General features: G+C 59.0%; 17 protein-coding genes. 8 read left to right on the top strand and 9 right to left on the bottom strand.

Features of this window, described 5'->3' with window-relative positions:
- Window positions 1-104: 104 nt before the first annotated feature.
- Window positions 105-1,778, bottom strand: a complete 1,674-nt coding sequence (locus ACTWLJ_RS16005; RefSeq protein ID WP_401213498.1) for a DEAD/DEAH box helicase — start codon at window positions 1,776-1,778, stop codon at window positions 105-107.
- Between the two features lie 421 nt (window positions 1,779-2,199).
- On the opposite strand from ACTWLJ_RS16005, the gene ACTWLJ_RS16000 reads away from it, so the two are divergent.
- Window positions 2,200-3,003, top strand: coding sequence for a crotonase/enoyl-CoA hydratase family protein (locus ACTWLJ_RS16000; RefSeq protein WP_445177524.1), 804 nt, complete (start codon window positions 2,200-2,202; stop codon window positions 3,001-3,003).
- Between the two features lie 95 nt (window positions 3,004-3,098).
- Here ACTWLJ_RS16000 and ACTWLJ_RS15995 read toward each other — a convergent pair whose 3' ends face one another.
- Window positions 3,099-3,854 carry a spermidine synthase gene (locus ACTWLJ_RS15995; RefSeq protein ID WP_401213449.1) on the bottom strand — a complete coding sequence of 252 codons (756 nt, stop codon included), beginning with the start codon at window positions 3,852-3,854 and terminating at the stop codon, window positions 3,099-3,101.
- A 148-nt stretch (window positions 3,855-4,002) separates the two neighbouring features.
- Between ACTWLJ_RS15995 and ACTWLJ_RS15990 the strand changes: the two genes are divergently transcribed.
- Window positions 4,003-5,349 carry a class II 3-deoxy-7-phosphoheptulonate synthase gene (locus ACTWLJ_RS15990; protein WP_401213451.1) on the top strand — a complete coding sequence of 449 codons (1,347 nt, stop codon included), beginning with the start codon at window positions 4,003-4,005 and terminating at the stop codon, window positions 5,347-5,349.
- A 98-nt stretch (window positions 5,350-5,447) separates the two neighbouring features.
- Here the strand turns inward: ACTWLJ_RS15990 and ACTWLJ_RS15985 are convergent, their stop codons facing one another.
- Window positions 5,448-6,674, bottom strand: a complete 1,227-nt coding sequence (locus ACTWLJ_RS15985; RefSeq protein WP_445177523.1) for a winged helix-turn-helix domain-containing protein — start codon at window positions 6,672-6,674, stop codon at window positions 5,448-5,450.
- A 64-nt stretch (window positions 6,675-6,738) separates the two neighbouring features.
- Entirely contained in the window at window positions 6,739-6,960 is a 222-nt protein-coding gene (locus ACTWLJ_RS15980) for a DUF1127 domain-containing protein (protein ID WP_445177522.1), read from the bottom strand.
- Window positions 6,961-7,056: 96 nt separating this feature from the next.
- Here ACTWLJ_RS15980 and ACTWLJ_RS15975 point away from each other — a divergent pair, with 96 nt between their 5' ends.
- The gene (locus tag ACTWLJ_RS15975) at window positions 7,057-7,911 is read left to right on the top strand and encodes a LysR substrate-binding domain-containing protein (protein ID WP_026000633.1); all 855 of its coding nucleotides are present in this window, start codon (window positions 7,057-7,059) and stop codon (window positions 7,909-7,911) included.
- Here ACTWLJ_RS15975 and ACTWLJ_RS15970 read toward each other — a convergent pair.
- Entirely contained in the window at window positions 7,901-8,650 is a 750-nt protein-coding gene (locus tag ACTWLJ_RS15970) for a sulfite exporter TauE/SafE family protein (protein ID WP_445177521.1), read from the bottom strand. The genes ACTWLJ_RS15975 and ACTWLJ_RS15970 overlap by 11 nt on opposite strands.
- Window positions 8,651-8,760: 110 nt before the next feature.
- Between ACTWLJ_RS15970 and ACTWLJ_RS15965 the strand changes: the two genes are divergently transcribed.
- The 3 genes from ACTWLJ_RS15965 (at window position 8,761) to ACTWLJ_RS15955 (ending at window position 11,030) form a co-directional block, all read left to right on the top strand.
- The gene (locus ACTWLJ_RS15965; RefSeq protein WP_445177520.1) at window positions 8,761-9,717 is read left to right on the top strand and encodes a LysR family transcriptional regulator; all 957 of its coding nucleotides are present in this window, start codon (window positions 8,761-8,763) and stop codon (window positions 9,715-9,717) included.
- A 45-nt stretch (window positions 9,718-9,762) separates the two neighbouring features.
- A complete protein-coding gene (locus tag ACTWLJ_RS15960; protein WP_445177519.1) occupies window positions 9,763-10,254 on the top strand; it encodes a MarR family winged helix-turn-helix transcriptional regulator in 492 nt (163 codons plus the stop codon).
- 356 nt (window positions 10,255-10,610) lie between these two features.
- Entirely contained in the window at window positions 10,611-11,030 is a 420-nt protein-coding gene (locus ACTWLJ_RS15955; protein ID WP_401213466.1) for an organic hydroperoxide resistance protein, read from the top strand.
- 183 nt (window positions 11,031-11,213) lie between these two features.
- Here ACTWLJ_RS15955 and ACTWLJ_RS15950 read toward each other — a convergent pair whose 3' ends face one another.
- Complete coding sequence (locus ACTWLJ_RS15950; protein WP_445177518.1) at window positions 11,214-11,783, bottom strand: elongation factor P; 570 nt, start codon at window positions 11,781-11,783, stop codon at window positions 11,214-11,216.
- Window positions 11,784-11,831: 48 nt separating this feature from the next.
- On the bottom strand, window positions 11,832-12,974 hold the full coding sequence (gene earP / locus ACTWLJ_RS15945) for an elongation factor P maturation arginine rhamnosyltransferase EarP (protein WP_445177517.1): 1,143 nt from the start codon (window positions 12,972-12,974) through the stop codon (window positions 11,832-11,834).
- 126 nt (window positions 12,975-13,100) lie between these two features.
- Between earP and ACTWLJ_RS15940 the strand changes: the two genes are divergently transcribed.
- Complete coding sequence (locus ACTWLJ_RS15940; protein WP_445177516.1) at window positions 13,101-13,511, top strand: hypothetical protein; 411 nt, start codon at window positions 13,101-13,103, stop codon at window positions 13,509-13,511.
- A gap of 2 nt (window positions 13,512-13,513) precedes the next feature.
- Window positions 13,514-13,996 carry a GreA/GreB family elongation factor gene (locus tag ACTWLJ_RS15935; protein WP_445177515.1) on the top strand — a complete coding sequence of 161 codons (483 nt, stop codon included), beginning with the start codon at window positions 13,514-13,516 and terminating at the stop codon, window positions 13,994-13,996.
- Between the two features lie 9 nt (window positions 13,997-14,005).
- Here ACTWLJ_RS15935 and cysB read toward each other — a convergent pair whose 3' ends face one another.
- Both cysB and ACTWLJ_RS15925 read right to left on the bottom strand, forming a co-directional pair.
- Window positions 14,006-14,980: an HTH-type transcriptional regulator CysB gene (gene cysB, locus ACTWLJ_RS15930; protein ID WP_008079948.1), complete on the bottom strand. Its 975-nt coding sequence runs from the start codon at window positions 14,978-14,980 to the stop codon at window positions 14,006-14,008.
- A 112-nt stretch (window positions 14,981-15,092) separates the two neighbouring features.
- Complete coding sequence (locus tag ACTWLJ_RS15925) at window positions 15,093-15,596, bottom strand: universal stress protein (RefSeq protein WP_401213477.1); 504 nt, start codon at window positions 15,594-15,596, stop codon at window positions 15,093-15,095.
- Window positions 15,597-15,691 lie beyond the last annotated feature (95 nt).

The raw sequence follows: 15,691 nt of genomic DNA, 5'->3' as shown, positions 1-15,691 counted from the left end.
AGGCTAGCTCCCACAGGGTTCTGCATGACCCTGAATAGCAGGCAAAAAAAATCCCCGAACCAGTCGGGGATTTTTTATGTTCGATCAATCAGCCCAAGGGCGGATCAATCTTCGCGATAGCGACGCAGCTTCAACTGCTTGCCAGCAACGCGAGTGTCCTTCAGTTTGGTCAGGAGTTTGTCCAGACCATCTTCCGGCAGCTCAACGAGGCTGAAGCTGTCACGCACCTGGATGCGACCGATCGCTTCACGGGCCAGACCACCTTCATTGAGGATGGCGCCCAGCAGGTTTTTTGCAGCGATACCGTCACGCGCACCCAGCGCGGTACGGCAACGAGCACGGCCTTCGCCCAAAGGCATTGGCGCGCGACGCTCGCGGTCACCACGATCAGGACGGTCACCGGTACGCTCTGGACGATCGCCACGCGGTGCGTTGTTCGGCACCAGTGGACGTTCTTTCTCGATAGCGGCCAGTGTCAGCGCTTGACCGTTGGTAGCCTTGCGCAGCAGAGCTGCAGCCAGGGCACGCGGGGTGCAACCGATATCAGCGGTCAGACGATCCAGCAGATCACCGTGAGTCGACTCGGCATCAGCAACCAGCGGCGACAGGCTGTTGGTCAGTTTCTTGATGCGGGCATCGAGAACAGCCTGAGCGTCCGGCAGACGTACTTCGGCAACTTTCTGACCGGTTACACGCTCGATCACTTGCAGCATGCGGCGCTCACGAGGAGTTACCAGCAGCAGTGCACGACCTTCGCGACCAGCACGGCCGGTACGGCCGATACGGTGAACGTAGGACTCAGGATCGTAAGGCATGTCCACGTTGAATACGTGGGTGATACGCGGTACGTCGAGACCACGAGCAGCAACGTCGGTCGCTACAACGATGTCCAGACGGCCATCTTTCAGCGACTCGATGACGCGCTCACGCTGGTTCTGGGCGATGTCACCGTTCAGCGCAGCGGCTTTGTAGCCTTTTGCGTCGAGGGCGCTTGCCAGATCCAGGGTCGCTTGCTTGGTACGTACGAACATGATCAGAGCGTCGAAATCTTCCACTTCCAGCAAGCTGAGAACGGCCGAAGTCTTCTGGTCAGCGTGAACCAACAGGTGAGCCTGTTCGATCGCGGTAACGGTCTGAGTCTTGGTCTGGATCTTCACGTGTTGCGGATCGCGCAGATGGCGTTCGGCAATGGCACGGATCGACTGCGGCAGGGTAGCCGAGAACAAAACAGTCTGACGGGTTGCAGGGAGGGCCTTGAAGATAACTTCCAGGTCGTCCATGAAGCCCAGTTTGAGCATTTCGTCCGCTTCGTCGAGAACCAGGTGGTTCACGGTCGACAGGACTTTTTCGTCACGACGCAGGTGGTCGCACAGACGGCCCGGAGTGGCGACAACGATCTGTGCGCCATTACGGATTGCTTTCAGTTGCGGGCCCATAGGCGCGCCGCCGTAAACGGCCACAACAGTAACGCCTGGCATTTGCTTGGCGTAGGTTTCGAAAGCGGTTGCTACTTGCAGCGCCAACTCACGGGTTGGCGCCAGGATCAGGGCTTGCGGTTCGCGCTTAGCAGGATCGATGCGGTGCAGGATCGGCAGGGCGAACGCAGCGGTTTTACCCGTACCGGTTTGCGCCTGACCGATCATGTCCTGGCCGGCCATGATGATCGGGATCGATTGCTGCTGAATAGCCGAAGGCTCTTCGTAGCCAGTCGCTGCGACGGCTGCAAGAATATTCGGATTAAGATTAAAAGCGGCGAAGCCGCCGGTTTCCTGGGTCATGGGTCTGCCTCTAAGTGCATCCGCAAAGACCCATGCTCCAAAGCTGCGCGTGCCGTGTTGAGACTCAAGAGTCGCCCTGGCAGCTTTGTCGGCGGGGATTTGCGAAAACGAATGAATGAAAAAGAATCGTCTTGGAAGAGCCCGCAGTGCGGACGTGCAGCCGAAGCTGACTTCGGGGAATTGCGCTACCTTAACGCGGCCCTGTTAAAGGCCGGCGCGCACTATACCGGAATTTGCCCAAAAAGGGAGCTTTTTTTATCGCCACAGAGCGGTTGTCACCGCTGTGTCACGGGCCTTTGCGGATAATCGTGCGAAGGTCTATTTTGCAAGGGCCCGGCCCTGCTGGCGATGGCGCTAAAACGATTCACTCATGTGCGGCATGTGGTCGCTGCACCGTCCTTTCCTGTTCGAGGAAACACCCATGAGTCAGCCTGACGCTATCCCCTGCCCCAGCCGTGTCACTCGCGAGCATCGCGGGCATGTGCTGTTGATCGGTCTGGACCGGGTAGCCAAGCGCAACGCCTTCGACCTCGACCTGCTCAATGACCTCAGCCTGGCCTACGGCGAGTTCGAGGCAGACAGTGAAGCGCGGGTGGCAGTGGTGTTCGGTCATGGCGAGCATTTCACCGCCGGGCTGGATCTGGTTAACGCCAGCTCGGCACTCGCTCAGGGCTGGCAGGTTCCGACCGGCGGTTGCGACCCCTGGGGTGTTTTCGTCGGACCACGAGTCAGCAAACCGGTGATCGTCGCGGCGCAGGGTTACTGCCTGACTATTGGCATCGAGCTGATGCTGGCTGCTGACATTAATCTCTGCGCGAGCAATACCCGCTTTGCGCAAATGGAAGTGCAGCGTGGGATCTTTCCTTTTGGTGGCGCGACTTTACGCTTTCATCAGGTTGCCGGTTGGGGCAATGCCATGCGCTGGCTGCTGACCGGGGATGAGTTTGATGCGCATGATGCGCTGCGTCTGGGGCTCGTCCAGGAAGTGATGGCCAGTGAAGACCTGCTGCCACGGGCGGTTGAACTGGCTGAACGGATTGCGCGGCAGGCACCGCTGGGAGTGCAGGCCACGTTGATGTCGGCGCGACAGGCGCGTTATGAAGGCGAGACTGCGGCGGCGCAGGGGTTGCCGGTGCTGGTGAAGAAATTGCTGGCCAGTGAGGATGCCAAAGAGGGTGTGCGGTCGCTGGTTGAGCGGCGGCCCGGGGTTTTCAAAGGGATATGAAAAATCGGAGGCTGGCAGGTTGTCATCGCTAGCAGGCTAGCTCCCACAGGGGAGGTGGGAGCCAGCCTGCTGGCGAAGAGGCCATCACTGACGACTCAAGTCGCCGGGCGAATCGCCTTGATCAACGACTGCAACGAATACCCCAACTGCGGCGCCAGCGCTTCGGCCTTTTCCGTCAGCGCCTGCATGTCCAGCGCCTGATCGAGATCCGCCGGCACCAGCAGAATCACATTGCCCTCCTTCACCGGCAGTTCCCAGTAATGCCGGTGATAAAGCCCACGCAGCAGCGCCGCGCCGAGCGGTTTACCGTCGTCGGTAGCCCACTGATTGATCACCAGCCAGCCGCCCGGATTCAGACGTTTCTGACAATCACCAAGAAAGCTCCAGGCCAGATGCCCGACACCCGGGCCGACATCGGTATACAGGTCGACGAAGATCAGATCCGCCGGTTCGGCAGTCGGCAGCAATTCAATCGCATCGCCGACACGGATATACAGGCGGGGATCGTCATCCAGCCCAAGATATTCAATGGCCAGGCGCGGTACATCCGGGCGCAGCTCGATGGCTTCGACATCCTCCAGCGGCAGGAACTTGAGGCAGGCCTGAGTCAACGTGCCGGCGCCGAGACCGAGAAACAGCGCGCTTTCCGGGTGTTCGTGGCACAACGCGCCAATCAGCATCGCCCGGGTGTAGTCGTACTCCAGCCAACTCGGGTCGGCAGTGAACACGCAACTCTGCTCGATGGCATCGCCGAATTCCAGAAAGCGGTAATCAGCCACTTCCAGCACGCGAATCACGCCGAACTCATCCTGTACTTCGGCGAGCAGATGCTCGACGCGCTCCTCAGTCATTTCGTCTCCTGATGGTCACCGGGCGCGGTGACGCGATGGCACCTCTGGCGCCGTGGCAAAGCGGCGATTGTCGACGAAGGTGCAGGAACAGGTCACGCACTAATTGCTGATACCATGAGACTCCGTGCGTAAAACACTAGAGACCGTGATGAGCCAACCCTGGAGCCCTGATAGCTGGCGCGCCCTGCCGATCCAGCAACAACCGCAATATCCCGACGCCGCACATGTGCGTCAGGTCGAGCAGACGCTGGCCAGTTACCCGCCACTGGTGTTTGCCGGTGAAGCCCGGGAATTGCGTCGCCAGTTTGCCGAAGTGACCCAGGGCCGCGCCTTCCTGCTGCAAGGTGGCGACTGCGCGGAAAGCTTCGCCGAGTTCTCCGCCGCGAAGATCCGCGACACCTTCAAAGTGTTGCTGCAAATGGCGATCGTCATGACCTTCGCTGCCGGTTGCCCGGTGGTCAAGGTCGGGCGCATGGCCGGCCAGTTCGCCAAACCTCGCTCCTCGAATGACGAAACCATCGACGGCGTGACCCTGCCCGCCTACCGTGGCGACATCGTCAACGGCATTGGTTTCGACGAAAAGAGCCGCGTACCGGACCCGGAACGCCTGTTGCAGTCCTATCACCAGTCCACCGCCACCCTGAACCTGCTGCGCGCTTTCGCCCAGGGCGGCTTTGCCGATCTGCATCAGGTGCACAAGTGGAACCTGGACTTCATCGCCAACTCGGCGCTGGCCGAGAAGTACAGCCACCTCGCCGACCGCATCGATGAAACCCTGGCGTTCATGCGTGCCTGCGGCATGGACACTTCGCCGCAACTGCGCGAAACCAGTTTCTTCACCGCCCACGAAGCGCTGCTGCTGAACTACGAAGAAGCCTTCGTGCGTCGCGACAGCCTGACCAACGATTACTACGATTGCTCGGCGCACATGCTGTGGATCGGCGACCGCACCCGTCAGCTCGACGGTGCCCACGTCGAGTTTCTGCGCGGCGTGAACAACCCGATTGGCGTCAAAGTCGGCCCGAGCATGAACCCCGACGACCTGATTCGTCTGATCGATGTGCTCAACCCGGACAACGATCCCGGCCGGCTGAACCTGATCGCACGCATGGGCGCGAACAAGGTGGGCGATCATCTGCCAGCGCTGATCCGCGCGGTGCAGCGTGAAGGCAAGCAAGTGCTGTGGAGTTCCGACCCGATGCACGGCAACACCATCAAGGCCAGCAGCGGTTACAAGACCCGCGACTTCGCGCAGATCCTTGGTGAAGTGAAGCAGTTCTTCCAGGTGCATGAAGCGGAAGGCACTTATGCCGGTGGTATCCACATCGAGATGACCGGGCAGAACGTCACCGAGTGCATCGGCGGTGCGCGACCGATTACCGAGGATGGTTTGTCGGATCGGTATCACACCCACTGCGATCCACGGATGAATGCCGATCAGTCGCTGGAACTGGCGTTTTTGATTGCTGAAACACTGAAGCAAGTGCGCCGCTAAGTCGCGTTGCTCATAATCGCTAGCAGGCTAGCTCCCACAGGGGTTTGTGTACTGCACAGATCCTCTGTGGGAGCTAGCCTGCTAGCGATGGCGTCGGCTCAGTCACCACCGACCTGAGCCAATGCCACCCTCAATCGGCCAGCACTCTCCCGCTGACAATTAAGCTGCACTCGCTCCAGCCCCAACCAATCGGCCATCCGCCGCAGATTCAGCGCCAGCGCCAACATCCCTTCCTCATCCAGCCCCGGTTCCTCTTCGTGCACCGCATGCACTGCCAGTCGTCCAGACGCCCGTTCGGCGCGCAGATCAACCCGCGCAGCAATCCGCTCATTGTGCAAAAACGGCAATACGTAATAGCCGTAAACGCGCTTGTCCTGCGGTGTATAGATTTCCAGCCGATATCTAAAATCGAACAACCGCTCAGTGCGGCTACGCTCCCAGATCAACGAGTCGAACGGCGACAACAGCGCACTCGCAGCAACCTTGCGCGGGACTTTCGGCTCCGGCAGGCAGTAGGCGATCTGGCGCCAGTCGGCAACCTCGCAGGTCTGCAATTGGCCATCCTCAACCAGCTCCGCCAAACGCGGGCGAGCATCGGCTGGATTCAATCGAAAGTAATCACGCAGGTCTTTTTCCGTGCCGACGCCCAGCGCCTGAGCCGCATGCAGTAATAGCCCACGCAGGGCCTCGGATTCGTCGGGCAACGGTTGTTGCAAGATCGTCGCCGGGATCACCCGCTCCGGCAAATCATACAAACGCTCGAAACCGCGACGCCCGGCCACCGTCACTTCACCGGCAGCGAACAACCATTCCAGCGCATGCTTTTCCGCGCTCCAGTCCCACCACTGTCCGGCTTTCTCCTGACGGGTCGACAAACTGCCAGCACCGAGCGCGCCACGCTCTTCGACCGCCGCCAGCACCCGGCGAACCGTGTCTTGCTGCTCGCGTCCGAACTTTGCCAACTGCTGATAGATGTCGTCGCCTTGCCTGGCCCTTTGCATGCGCCAGCCCATCAGCGGATACATCGCCAACGGCAACAACGAAGCTTCATGCCCCCAATACTCAAACAACGTGCGACGTCGCCCGGAACTCCAGGCAGCCTGGTCGAGCAAATCAGAGGAATAGCAACCGAGACGGGAAAACAGCGGCAGGTAGTGCGAGCGCACCACGGCGTTGACGGAGTCGATTTGCAGCAGGCCCAGCCGTTCGATCAGCCGGTTGAGGTGTGGCGCCTTGACGGTCGGCGGCTGGCGCCCGTTGAACCCTTGGGCAGCCAGCGCCAGACGTCGAGCCTGTTTGAGGGAAAAGGATACTGTTGCGGGCATGAGCATCTCCTTGTCTGCTCGCAACTTACCTCACCTGAAAGTGGTTTGTGTAGTAATGCCCTGATCATTTATGGATCGGATCGTCCCAGAACGGCCTTACCGACTCATGTTCAACATCGGCACGGCTGACGCCGATGTCCTTCAGCGCTTCGTCGCTGAGGCTGGCGAGCAACTCGCGTTCGCGGTGAAGTTCGTACCAGCGGCTAAACTTGTGCAGCAGATCGGAAACGATATGCCCGTGACCCGACACTTTATCTTCGCTTACATACTCTCTTTGACCTTTCATCGTCTTGCCCTCCTTGTGGATGGCTCAAGTCTCGCTCCGGCGCTAAGATCAATCCAACGAATGTTTCTGATGGCATGCATCACGGAGATTCATCAATTGTCGGCCTACCCGAGTATCGATACCGATGTCCTGCGCACCTTCGTCGCGATAGCCGACCAGGGTGGATTCACCCGCGCCGGCGAGATGGTCAACCGCACGCAATCTGCGGTGAGCATGCAAATGAAGCGTCTGGAAGAGGACGTGTTGCAGCGCCAGTTATTCGAGCGCGATGGCCGTCAGGTTCGGCTGACCGCCGAAGGCCAGGTGCTGCTGGGGTATGCGCGGCGCATCCTGAAATTGCACAGCGAAGTGTTCAACACGCTGCGCGAACCGCACATGGTCGGCACCGTACGGATCGGCACGCCGGACGATTACGTGATGCGTTTTCTGCCGGGGATTCTGTCGCGCTTCGCCCAGTTTTATCCGCTGATCCAGATTGAAGTGCATTGCGAATCCACCAAGCAGTTGCTGCAACGTACAGATCTGGATTTGTCGATCGTCACCCGCGAGCCGGGCAACGAGATCGGCCAACTGCTGCGCAAGGAACGATTTGTCTGGGCCGAAGCGCAAAATTTCAGTGCCCACGAACAGACGCCGCTGCCCTTGGCGATGTTCAACAGTGACTGTTTCTGCCGCTTGTGGGCCTGCAATGCGCTGGACGCGATGGGCCGCGATTACCGCATCGCCTACAACAGCACCAGTTTGTCGGCGCTGATGGCGGTGGTCAGCGCCGGTCTGGCGATCACGGCGCAACTGGAAAGCCTGATCACCCCGGACATGCGCATTCTCGGCGCCGCCGAAGACCTGCCGCTGTTGCCGGAGGCCAGCATCATGCTGATCCGCAACCTCAACAATCCCTCGCCGATCACCGAGTGCCTGGCCGAGCACATCGTCGAAGGCTTCAAACTTTAAAAGCGAGCATCACCGCACACAGCACCAGAAAACCGCAGAACAGCCCACGCAGAAGCTTTTCCGGCATGGCGTGGGCGATCTTCACTCCCCAACTGATGCTCGCCAGACCACCGATTGCCAGCGGCAAACCGATCATCCAGTTCACCTCCTGATGCGCCGCGTAGGTCACCAGCGTGACGCCGGTGCTGGGCAATGCCAGCGCCAGCGACAGGCCTTGGGCAACCACTTGCGTGGTCCCGAACAGACTGGTCAACACGGGCGTCGCCACCACTGCGCCGCCAACCCCGAACAAACCGCCCATGGTGCCGGACGCCGCGCCCAGCACACCCAGCCAAGGCCAGGAATAACGCATCTCGGACGTCCCTGACGATTGAGCACCGAACATGCGCACCAGGTTGTAAACCGACAGCACCACAAGAAACGCGACAAAACCGATGCGCATGGTTTGCGCATCGATGCCCACCGCCCAGATCGAACCGATCCACGCAAAACAGAAACCCATCAGCGCCAATGGCAGCGCATGACGCAATTCGATGCGATTGCGCTGGTGATAACGCCAGAGTGCGAGCATCACGTTCGGCACCACCATCACCAACGCCGTGCCTTGGGCGATCTGCTGATCGAGCCCGCACCACACGCCCAGCAACGGGATGGCGATCAAGCCGCCACCGATACCGAAGATTCCCCCTAGCGTGCCGAGGGCGGCGCCAAACAGCAGGTACAACAAAAACTCGATCACAACGACATCCTCTCTTTTCAGGCGATTCATCCTACGCAGTCGCCGCTGGCGGGGAAACGCACAGCAACGCACAATGGCTATGCCAACTTCGCACAAGCATTGAAATCGCTATGAATCCCAATCAGTTGACCGACCAGTTCGGACTGTTTCTCGATGTGCTGGAAAGCGGCAGCTTCTCCGCGGTCTCGCGCCGGCATCCGCTGACACCCTCGGCCGTCGCCCGAAGAATAGACAGCCTGGAAAGCGCCGTCGGCAGCCAATTGTTTGTGCGCAGTACCCACGCGGTGCGCGCCACGCCGGCAGGTCTGGCGTTTGCCGAACGTGCCCGGCGAATCGTCGCCGAACTGCAACTGGCCCGGGCCGAAGCGGTGTCGTTGAGCAGTGCGCCGGAAGGTCTTATTCGCGTGGATGCACCGGCCGCATTCGGTCGGCGACATCTGGCCCCGGTGATCGCTGACTTTCTGGTGCTGTATCCGGGGCTGGATGTGCAGTTGCATCTGATCGACAGCTTCGTCGACATGCACGGCTCGAATCTGGGCAAGGTCGATCTGGTACTGCGCGCCGGGCAACTGGCCGATACCCGTTTGGTCGCCACGCCGCTGGCAAGCATGGTGCGAATCGCCTGCGCCAGCCCCGACTATCTCAAGCGCCGGGGGGCGCCCAACGAACCTGCGCAACTGAGTAAACATGACGGCCTCGACTGGGAAGGCCTCGCCCCGCCCTTCGCCTGGCGCTTCGAGCAGGAAGGGCAGATGCAATTGCATCGCCCCGCCCGCATCCGCATGAGCGCCAACAATGCCGAGGCACTGGTTTGCGGTGCGCTGGCCGGGTTGGGTATCGCGCATCTGCCAACCTGGCTGGCCAGTGAATACCTGTTGCGCGGCGAACTGTTGCCGCTGTTCTGCGAAAACGGTCTGCCGAAACCGGAAACCACCTGCATTTATGCGCTGCGCATGGAACAACAAACGCACTCGCGCAGCCGCTTGCTGCTGGAATACCTGAAGACTCGGTTCAGTCCGGTGCCGCCGTGGGATCTGGCGTTGCAGCGAGAGCTGGGCCGTCACTAGCGCTGGAGAATTATCTGGCGCATTAAAGATTTGAGCGCTAGATTCATGGCCATCACCGATCAAGGCTCCGACATGACCACCGAACACGACAACTCCGCTGTCTGCGAAGAACTGCTACTGGATAATCAGGCCTGCTTCGCCCTGCATTCCACTTCGCTGATGATGACCAAGGTCTACAAGCCATTGCTGCAAGCGCTTGGCCTGACCTATCCGCAGTATCTGGCGATGATGGTGCTGTGGGAGAAGGACGGACTGACCGTGGGAGAAATCAGCGCGAGGCTACTGACTGATCCGGGATCGTTGACGCCACTGCTCAAGCGTCTGGAAGGTGAAGGTTTACTAAACCGTACTCGTAGTCGCGAGGATGAACGGGTGGTGATTGTCGAGTTGACGGCACAAGGCCGCGCTTTACGCGAACAAGCGAAAACGGTTCCACCGTGCATCCTCGGCGCCAGCGGCTTCTCGCTGGAGCGACTGCAACACCTGCAATCAGAGTTGCAGGCCCTGCGCAGCCATCTGCAAAACAGCCTGATTTGACCAATTCTGACTGAAACACAAATCCTGTGGGAGCCGGGCTTGCCCGCGATAGCGTCCTGTCAACCGACATCCATTGGGCTGACACACCGCCATCGCGGGCAAGCCCGGCTCCCACAAGGTTCGTCATCGCGGCCCAATACACGCCCGACATGAAATTTTTTCACAGCCGGCTATACCCCCTAAAAACCCTCTAGATCGGCGCTTTGCGCATGTGAAATCGACCTGATTCGTCGCAGGAGCTGGTTTTATTCAAAAAATTACATTGCGCACTAAACATTAGCGCGATACATTCACCTCGCACTTACTTAGCGCGCAAACAATTAGCGCAACAACACACACCCGACGAGGCTCACATCATGCAAACTCTCTACACCGCAATCGCAACCTCCACTGGCGGCCGTGACGGTCGTGCGATTTCCAGCGACAACGTGCTCGACGTAAAACTCGCCACCCCGAAAGAACTCGGCGGTGCCGGCGGTGCAGCCACCAACCCTGAGCAGCTGTTCGCAGCCGGTTACTCGGCCTGCTTCATTGGCGCGCTGAAATTCGTTGCCAGCCAGACCAAACGCAGCATCCCGAACGATGCGTCGATCACCGCGCATGTCGGCATTGGCCAGATTCCCGGTGGTTTCGGTCTGGACATCGACCTGCACATCAGCCTCCCGGGTCTGGAACAAGCTGACGCACAAAGCCTGGTCGAAGCCGCACACCAGGTCTGCCCGTACTCCAACGCCACTCGCGGCAATGTCGATGTACGCTTGCACGTCACCGTTTGAGATAAACGCAAAACAACTGTAGGAGCGAGCCTGCTCGCGAAGGCGTCAGTCCGGTCAGTCTTTTCATTGACTGATCCAACGCCATCGCGAGCAGGCTCGCTCCCACAGGGGTAAACGCTTTATGGCAGGCACAAAAAAGCCCGACTCAATGGTCGGGCTTTTTCTTTCCGCAAAAAGCAGTGCTTATTTGGCACGGCCTTTGTAGGAACCGCCTTCGCGGGTGTCGATTTCGATCTTGTCACCGATTTCGATGAAGTCAGCAACTTGCAGCTCAGTACCGTTGCTCAGCTTGGCTGGCTTCATTACTTTGCCGGAAGTGTCGCCGCGAGCCGAACCTTCGGTGTAGTCAACTACGCGCACGATGGTGGTCGGCAGTTCTACGGAAACCAGACGCTCTTCGAAGAAGATCGCTTCGCAGATATCGGTCATGCCTTCTTCAACGAAAGGCAGAACAGCTTCGATGTCTTCAGCGTTCAGCTCGTACATGGTGTAGTCAGTGGTATCCATGAACGTGTAGGTGTCGCCGCTGATGAAGGACAGGGTCGCTTCTTTGCGGTCGAGGATCACGTCATCGATCTTGTCGTCGGCGCTGTAAACGATCTCGGTCTTGTAACCGGTCAGCAGGTTTTTCAGCTTGGTCTTCATGATCGCGCTGTTACGGCCCGATTTGGTGAATTCAGCTTTCTGAACCAGCCAAGGATCGTTTTCGAGACGGATCACGGTACCGGGTTTCAGTTCTTTACCAGTTTTCATTGCGAATATCCGAATTTGGATGGGATTTACAAAAATCTAGGCCGCGTATCATATCCAATTTAGGTAAAACTGTACCAGCGCTGCGGCAAGATCGGCTTGCAAGGCCTGTTCCAGAGACCATTGCTCAGCGTTTTTTTGCAGTTCCGGCCAATGCGCGCGCACCTCTAGCCAGTGCTCGCCGATTGGTTGCCCGGCACTCCACGCCCGCCAAAGACCATTCATCGCTTCGGCCGCCGGTGCCGAAAGGCCCTTTGTGTAGAGACTCAGAAACGCGTCGAGCTTGTCCAGATGGATGTCTTCGTCCTGCTGGTAAATGTGCCAGAGCATCGGCCGTGCCGCCCATTGCGCCCGGACAAACGAGTCCTCACCACGCACCGCATTGAAATCGCAGCACCAGAGCAATCGGTCGTATTGATCCTGACGAACGAACGGCAATACCTGCACGGTCAGCGCCTGACGCACATGCAGATCGCCGACCGCCAGCGATTCAACCCCGAGCCAGCGTGCGACATCACCGAGAATCCGCCCTTCCGGCACCAGCAGATGGGTCGGCGTGTTATCGGCGGACAGCACACCCAGCCAACTGGCGAGCCCGGCATTTTCGTAAGCGAACAAAGAAATCAGTAACGCATTGGCTGCGCGCTCAACACCCAGCGCTTGCAGGAATTGTCGTTGCGCAGCCGGTTCCTGCTGAAACTGCCGACGCTGTTCAAGCAAACCGCTTTCGCGCAGAAGACCACCCGTGCCTGGCTGGAACCCGGGAAAGAAGAAAAACTTCTGCACCGATTTGTACTTCACCGACGGCAGACCGTGACAACCAACCACCCAGTCTTCGGCGCTGAGGTAATCGAGGTTCATCCACAGCGGCGGCCTTTCCCGCTCGGCCATGGCGTCCATATAGGCGCTCGGCAATTGGCAGGCGAACGCGGCGATCACCACGTCGGCAGCCTCCGTCGATGGCCATTCGGCCGGCCAGTGCCGCACCTCCACACCCTGCTGCCATTGCTGTTCGGCATGGATATCGATTTCAGGGCAGATCCGCTCAAACGCTCGCAGATCATCGACCCACAACCGCACCGCCAGTCCATGCTCGGCAGCCAGTTGTCGAGCCAGACGCCAGGTCACGCCGATGTCGCCAAAGTTGTCGACCACCGTGCAGAAAATATCCCAGCGGGTTTTCAGTTGCGACATTCAAGACTCCCCCGTTGGCAAAAGCACCGATTGTCCGCATAAATGACCTAATGCAGAAGAGCCGACGGCGATTAATCTTCGTGCGACAATCGCCACTTGCCCGCAATCATCCGCCAGGAGGCAGTCATGCCCTACCGTCCCAACACGCGTCGCCCCTTGCCTGTTCAGCTTAGCGCTCTGCAATTGACCGGCAGTATTGCCCTGGGTCTGTGGGTAGGCTTTTTGGCTATCGCGCTGACGTGCTGGCTGCTTTCACATTTTCTGTTCAAGGAACAACTGGCGCCGGTCGCTCAGGCGGTTCAACAACTCGCCACCCCGCCGGCAGCCGTCCAGGTACAGCCGGACATTCCGCCGCAGAGTCCGCTGTTCCAACAATATGAAGAGAACCTGCGCAAGAACGAGCAACAGGTACGCATGGATCAGGCGCGCAGCAGCAGCCGCAATCAGGCGAACCCGAAATGCCAGTTCTGGCTGCAACAGGATCAGACCGCTCCTAGCGAAAAGAGCCGCGCCAACGTCCTGCAATTCTGCGATTGATCATGAATAAACAACACGTTCACCAGTTGATTCTCGACAAGCTGCGCATTGATCTCGACATCGCCGAGCGCGCTGCGCAAACCGCCTACGAAACCGCGACCCACGAAGAGAACATCGCCGAAAACAAGTACGACACGCTCGGGCTAGAGGCGTCGTATCTGGCGGCCGGTCAGGCGAAAAGGGTCGAGGAAATCCGTCAGTCACTGGTGCTGTGCCAGAACCTGGTGCTGCGTGCCTACGATGAAAATCGTGGAATCGAAATCGGCGCCCTGCTGGGCCTGGAAGATGAAAACGGTCGTGAGCAATGGCTGTTTCTGGCGCCGGATGCGGCGGGCCTGAAAATCGATGTGGTGGGTCAGCCGATTACCGTCATCACCCCGCGCTCGCCGCTGGGCAAAAGCCTGATGGGCAAGTTCGAAGGTGATGAGGTGGAGATTCTGGTAGCGGGCACCCGGCAACAGTTCGCTGTCACCGAGGTGCTTTAACGCGGGGAATTAATGTACCGGCAGTTCGACGCCGTCGAACAGCTCTTCCAGTTCCTGCTTGTTGTGGCACTGGATGGCTTTGGCCATCACTTCGCGGGTCAGGTGCGGGGCAAACTTCTCGATGAAGTCGCACATGAAACCACGCAGGAAGGTGCCGCGACGGAAACCGATCTTGGTGATGCTCGACTCGAACAACTCGCTGGCATCCAGCACCACCAGGTCGCTATCAAGTTTGGTATCGACGGCCATTTTCGCCACGATGCCGACGCCCAGACCCAGACGCACGTAGGTTTTGATCACGTCGGCGTCGGCGGCGGTGAACACCACTTTCGGCGTCAGACCGCGATGGCTGAACGCTTCGTCGAGTTTCGAACGACCGGTGAAACCGAACACGTAAGTCACGATCGGGTATTCGGCCAGCGCTTCGAGGGTCAGCTTCGGCAACTTGGTCAGCGGGTGACCCTGCGGCACAACCACGCAGCGGTTCCAGCGATAGCACGGCATCATCACCAGATCACCGAACAGCTCCAGCGCTTCGGTGGCGATGGCGAAATCGACGGTGCCGTCAGCGGCCATTTCGGCGATCTGCATCGGCGAACCCTGGTGCATGTGCAGCGCCACGTCCGGGTATTGCTTGATGAAGTTGCTGATCACCGGCGGCAGCGCATAACGTGCCTGGGTGTGGGTGGTGGCAATCGACAGCGTGCCTTTCTTCTCGTTGGAGAATTCCTGGGCGATCTGTTTGATGCTTTCGACCTTGCGCAGAATCTCACCAGCGGTGGTGATGATGCGCTCGCCGGCCGGAGTTACGCGGGTCAGGTGCTTGCCGCTGCGGGCAAACACTTCAACGCCAAGTTCGTCTTCCAGCAGACGGATTTGCTTACTGATACCCGGTTGCGAGGTGTAAAGGCTTTGGGCTGTAGCGGAAACGTTGAGGTCGTGGTGCGCCACTTCCCAGATGTAGCGCAATTGTTGAAGCTTCATATGAATCCCTCAAAGCAGGTAGACGCCACGGGCATCAGCGACGGTATATAACTATATTAATGGTTTGAAGAATAAATCTAGAACTTTTTTATCAGAATGCCATTATTTTGCCTCAGCGATCCTCCCGACGCCGACGCCCCACCAGCGGCACCAGATAAACCGGCACCTTGGACAATTGCAGGACCCGCGCCGCCGTGCGCCCCAACGGGGTTTCCGCACCGACGCCGTGGCTGTGACTGCCGACAATCAATAGATCCACCGAGAGTTTCTGCACCTGTTCGAGAATCACTTCCGACGGGTCACCCTGCAGCACGCGCACGGCGCGAATCCGCTGCAGTTCCTGCTCGCCCTCCTCCCCCAGCTCTTCACGAAAACTGTCGAGCACCCGCTGCTCGATATTGGCGATGACAGTTTTCAGACCTTCGCTCTGGAATTCGTTCAATGCCTCCTCGTCGAGATAACTCTGCAACACCGATTCGGCAAACAGCCCCATCGGTTCCACCGCATGCACCACATACAGATCGGCATTGAATGTGCGCGCCAAAGCGAGGGCATGCTGCATCACTAACGGTGCGTACAGACCGAGGTCAGTGGCATACAGCATCGAACGAATCATATGACCTCCTCGCGTGCCAACATGGCGGAGATTTGATTCAGCTTAGCAGTGCCTTGGCGAGTACGACGTGTGACGCAACGTCTTGAACCACGGGG

The sequence above is a fragment of the Pseudomonas sp. McL0111 genome, from assembly GCF_052567255.1.
The sequence above is the reverse complement of the archived record's forward strand: the minus strand, read 5'-3'. Positions and strand labels throughout refer to the sequence as shown.

Bases quoted from the DNA above. Each gene is read 5' to 3' on its own strand.
- ACTWLJ_RS16005 (WP_401213498.1), bottom strand. From the start codon at position 1,778: ATGACCCAGGAAACCGGCGGCTTCGCCGCTTTTAATCTTAATCCGAAT.
- ACTWLJ_RS16000 (WP_445177524.1), top strand. From the start codon at position 2,200: ATGAGTCAGCCTGACGCTATCCCCTGCCCCAGCCGTGTCACTCGCGAG.
- ACTWLJ_RS15995 (WP_401213449.1), bottom strand. From the start codon at position 3,854: ATGACTGAGGAGCGCGTCGAGCATCTGCTCGCCGAAGTACAGGATGAG.
- ACTWLJ_RS15990 (WP_401213451.1), top strand. From the start codon at position 4,003: ATGAGCCAACCCTGGAGCCCTGATAGCTGGCGCGCCCTGCCGATCCAG.
- ACTWLJ_RS15985 (WP_445177523.1), bottom strand. From the start codon at position 6,674: ATGCCCGCAACAGTATCCTTTTCCCTCAAACAGGCTCGACGTCTGGCG.
- ACTWLJ_RS15980 (WP_445177522.1), bottom strand. From the start codon at position 6,960: ATGAAAGGTCAAAGAGAGTATGTAAGCGAAGATAAAGTGTCGGGTCAC.
- ACTWLJ_RS15965 (WP_445177520.1), top strand. From the start codon at position 8,761: ATGAATCCCAATCAGTTGACCGACCAGTTCGGACTGTTTCTCGATGTG.
- ACTWLJ_RS15960 (WP_445177519.1), top strand. From the start codon at position 9,763: ATGGCCATCACCGATCAAGGCTCCGACATGACCACCGAACACGACAAC.
- ACTWLJ_RS15955 (WP_401213466.1), top strand. From the start codon at position 10,611: ATGCAAACTCTCTACACCGCAATCGCAACCTCCACTGGCGGCCGTGAC.
- ACTWLJ_RS15950 (WP_445177518.1), bottom strand. From the start codon at position 11,783: ATGAAAACTGGTAAAGAACTGAAACCCGGTACCGTGATCCGTCTCGAA.
- earP (WP_445177517.1), bottom strand. From the start codon at position 12,974: ATGTCGCAACTGAAAACCCGCTGGGATATTTTCTGCACGGTGGTCGAC.
- ACTWLJ_RS15940 (WP_445177516.1), top strand. From the start codon at position 13,101: ATGCCCTACCGTCCCAACACGCGTCGCCCCTTGCCTGTTCAGCTTAGC.
- ACTWLJ_RS15935 (WP_445177515.1), top strand. From the start codon at position 13,514: ATGAATAAACAACACGTTCACCAGTTGATTCTCGACAAGCTGCGCATT.
- cysB (WP_008079948.1), bottom strand. From the start codon at position 14,980: ATGAAGCTTCAACAATTGCGCTACATCTGGGAAGTGGCGCACCACGAC.
- ACTWLJ_RS15925 (WP_401213477.1), bottom strand. From the start codon at position 15,596: ATGATTCGTTCGATGCTGTATGCCACTGACCTCGGTCTGTACGCACCG.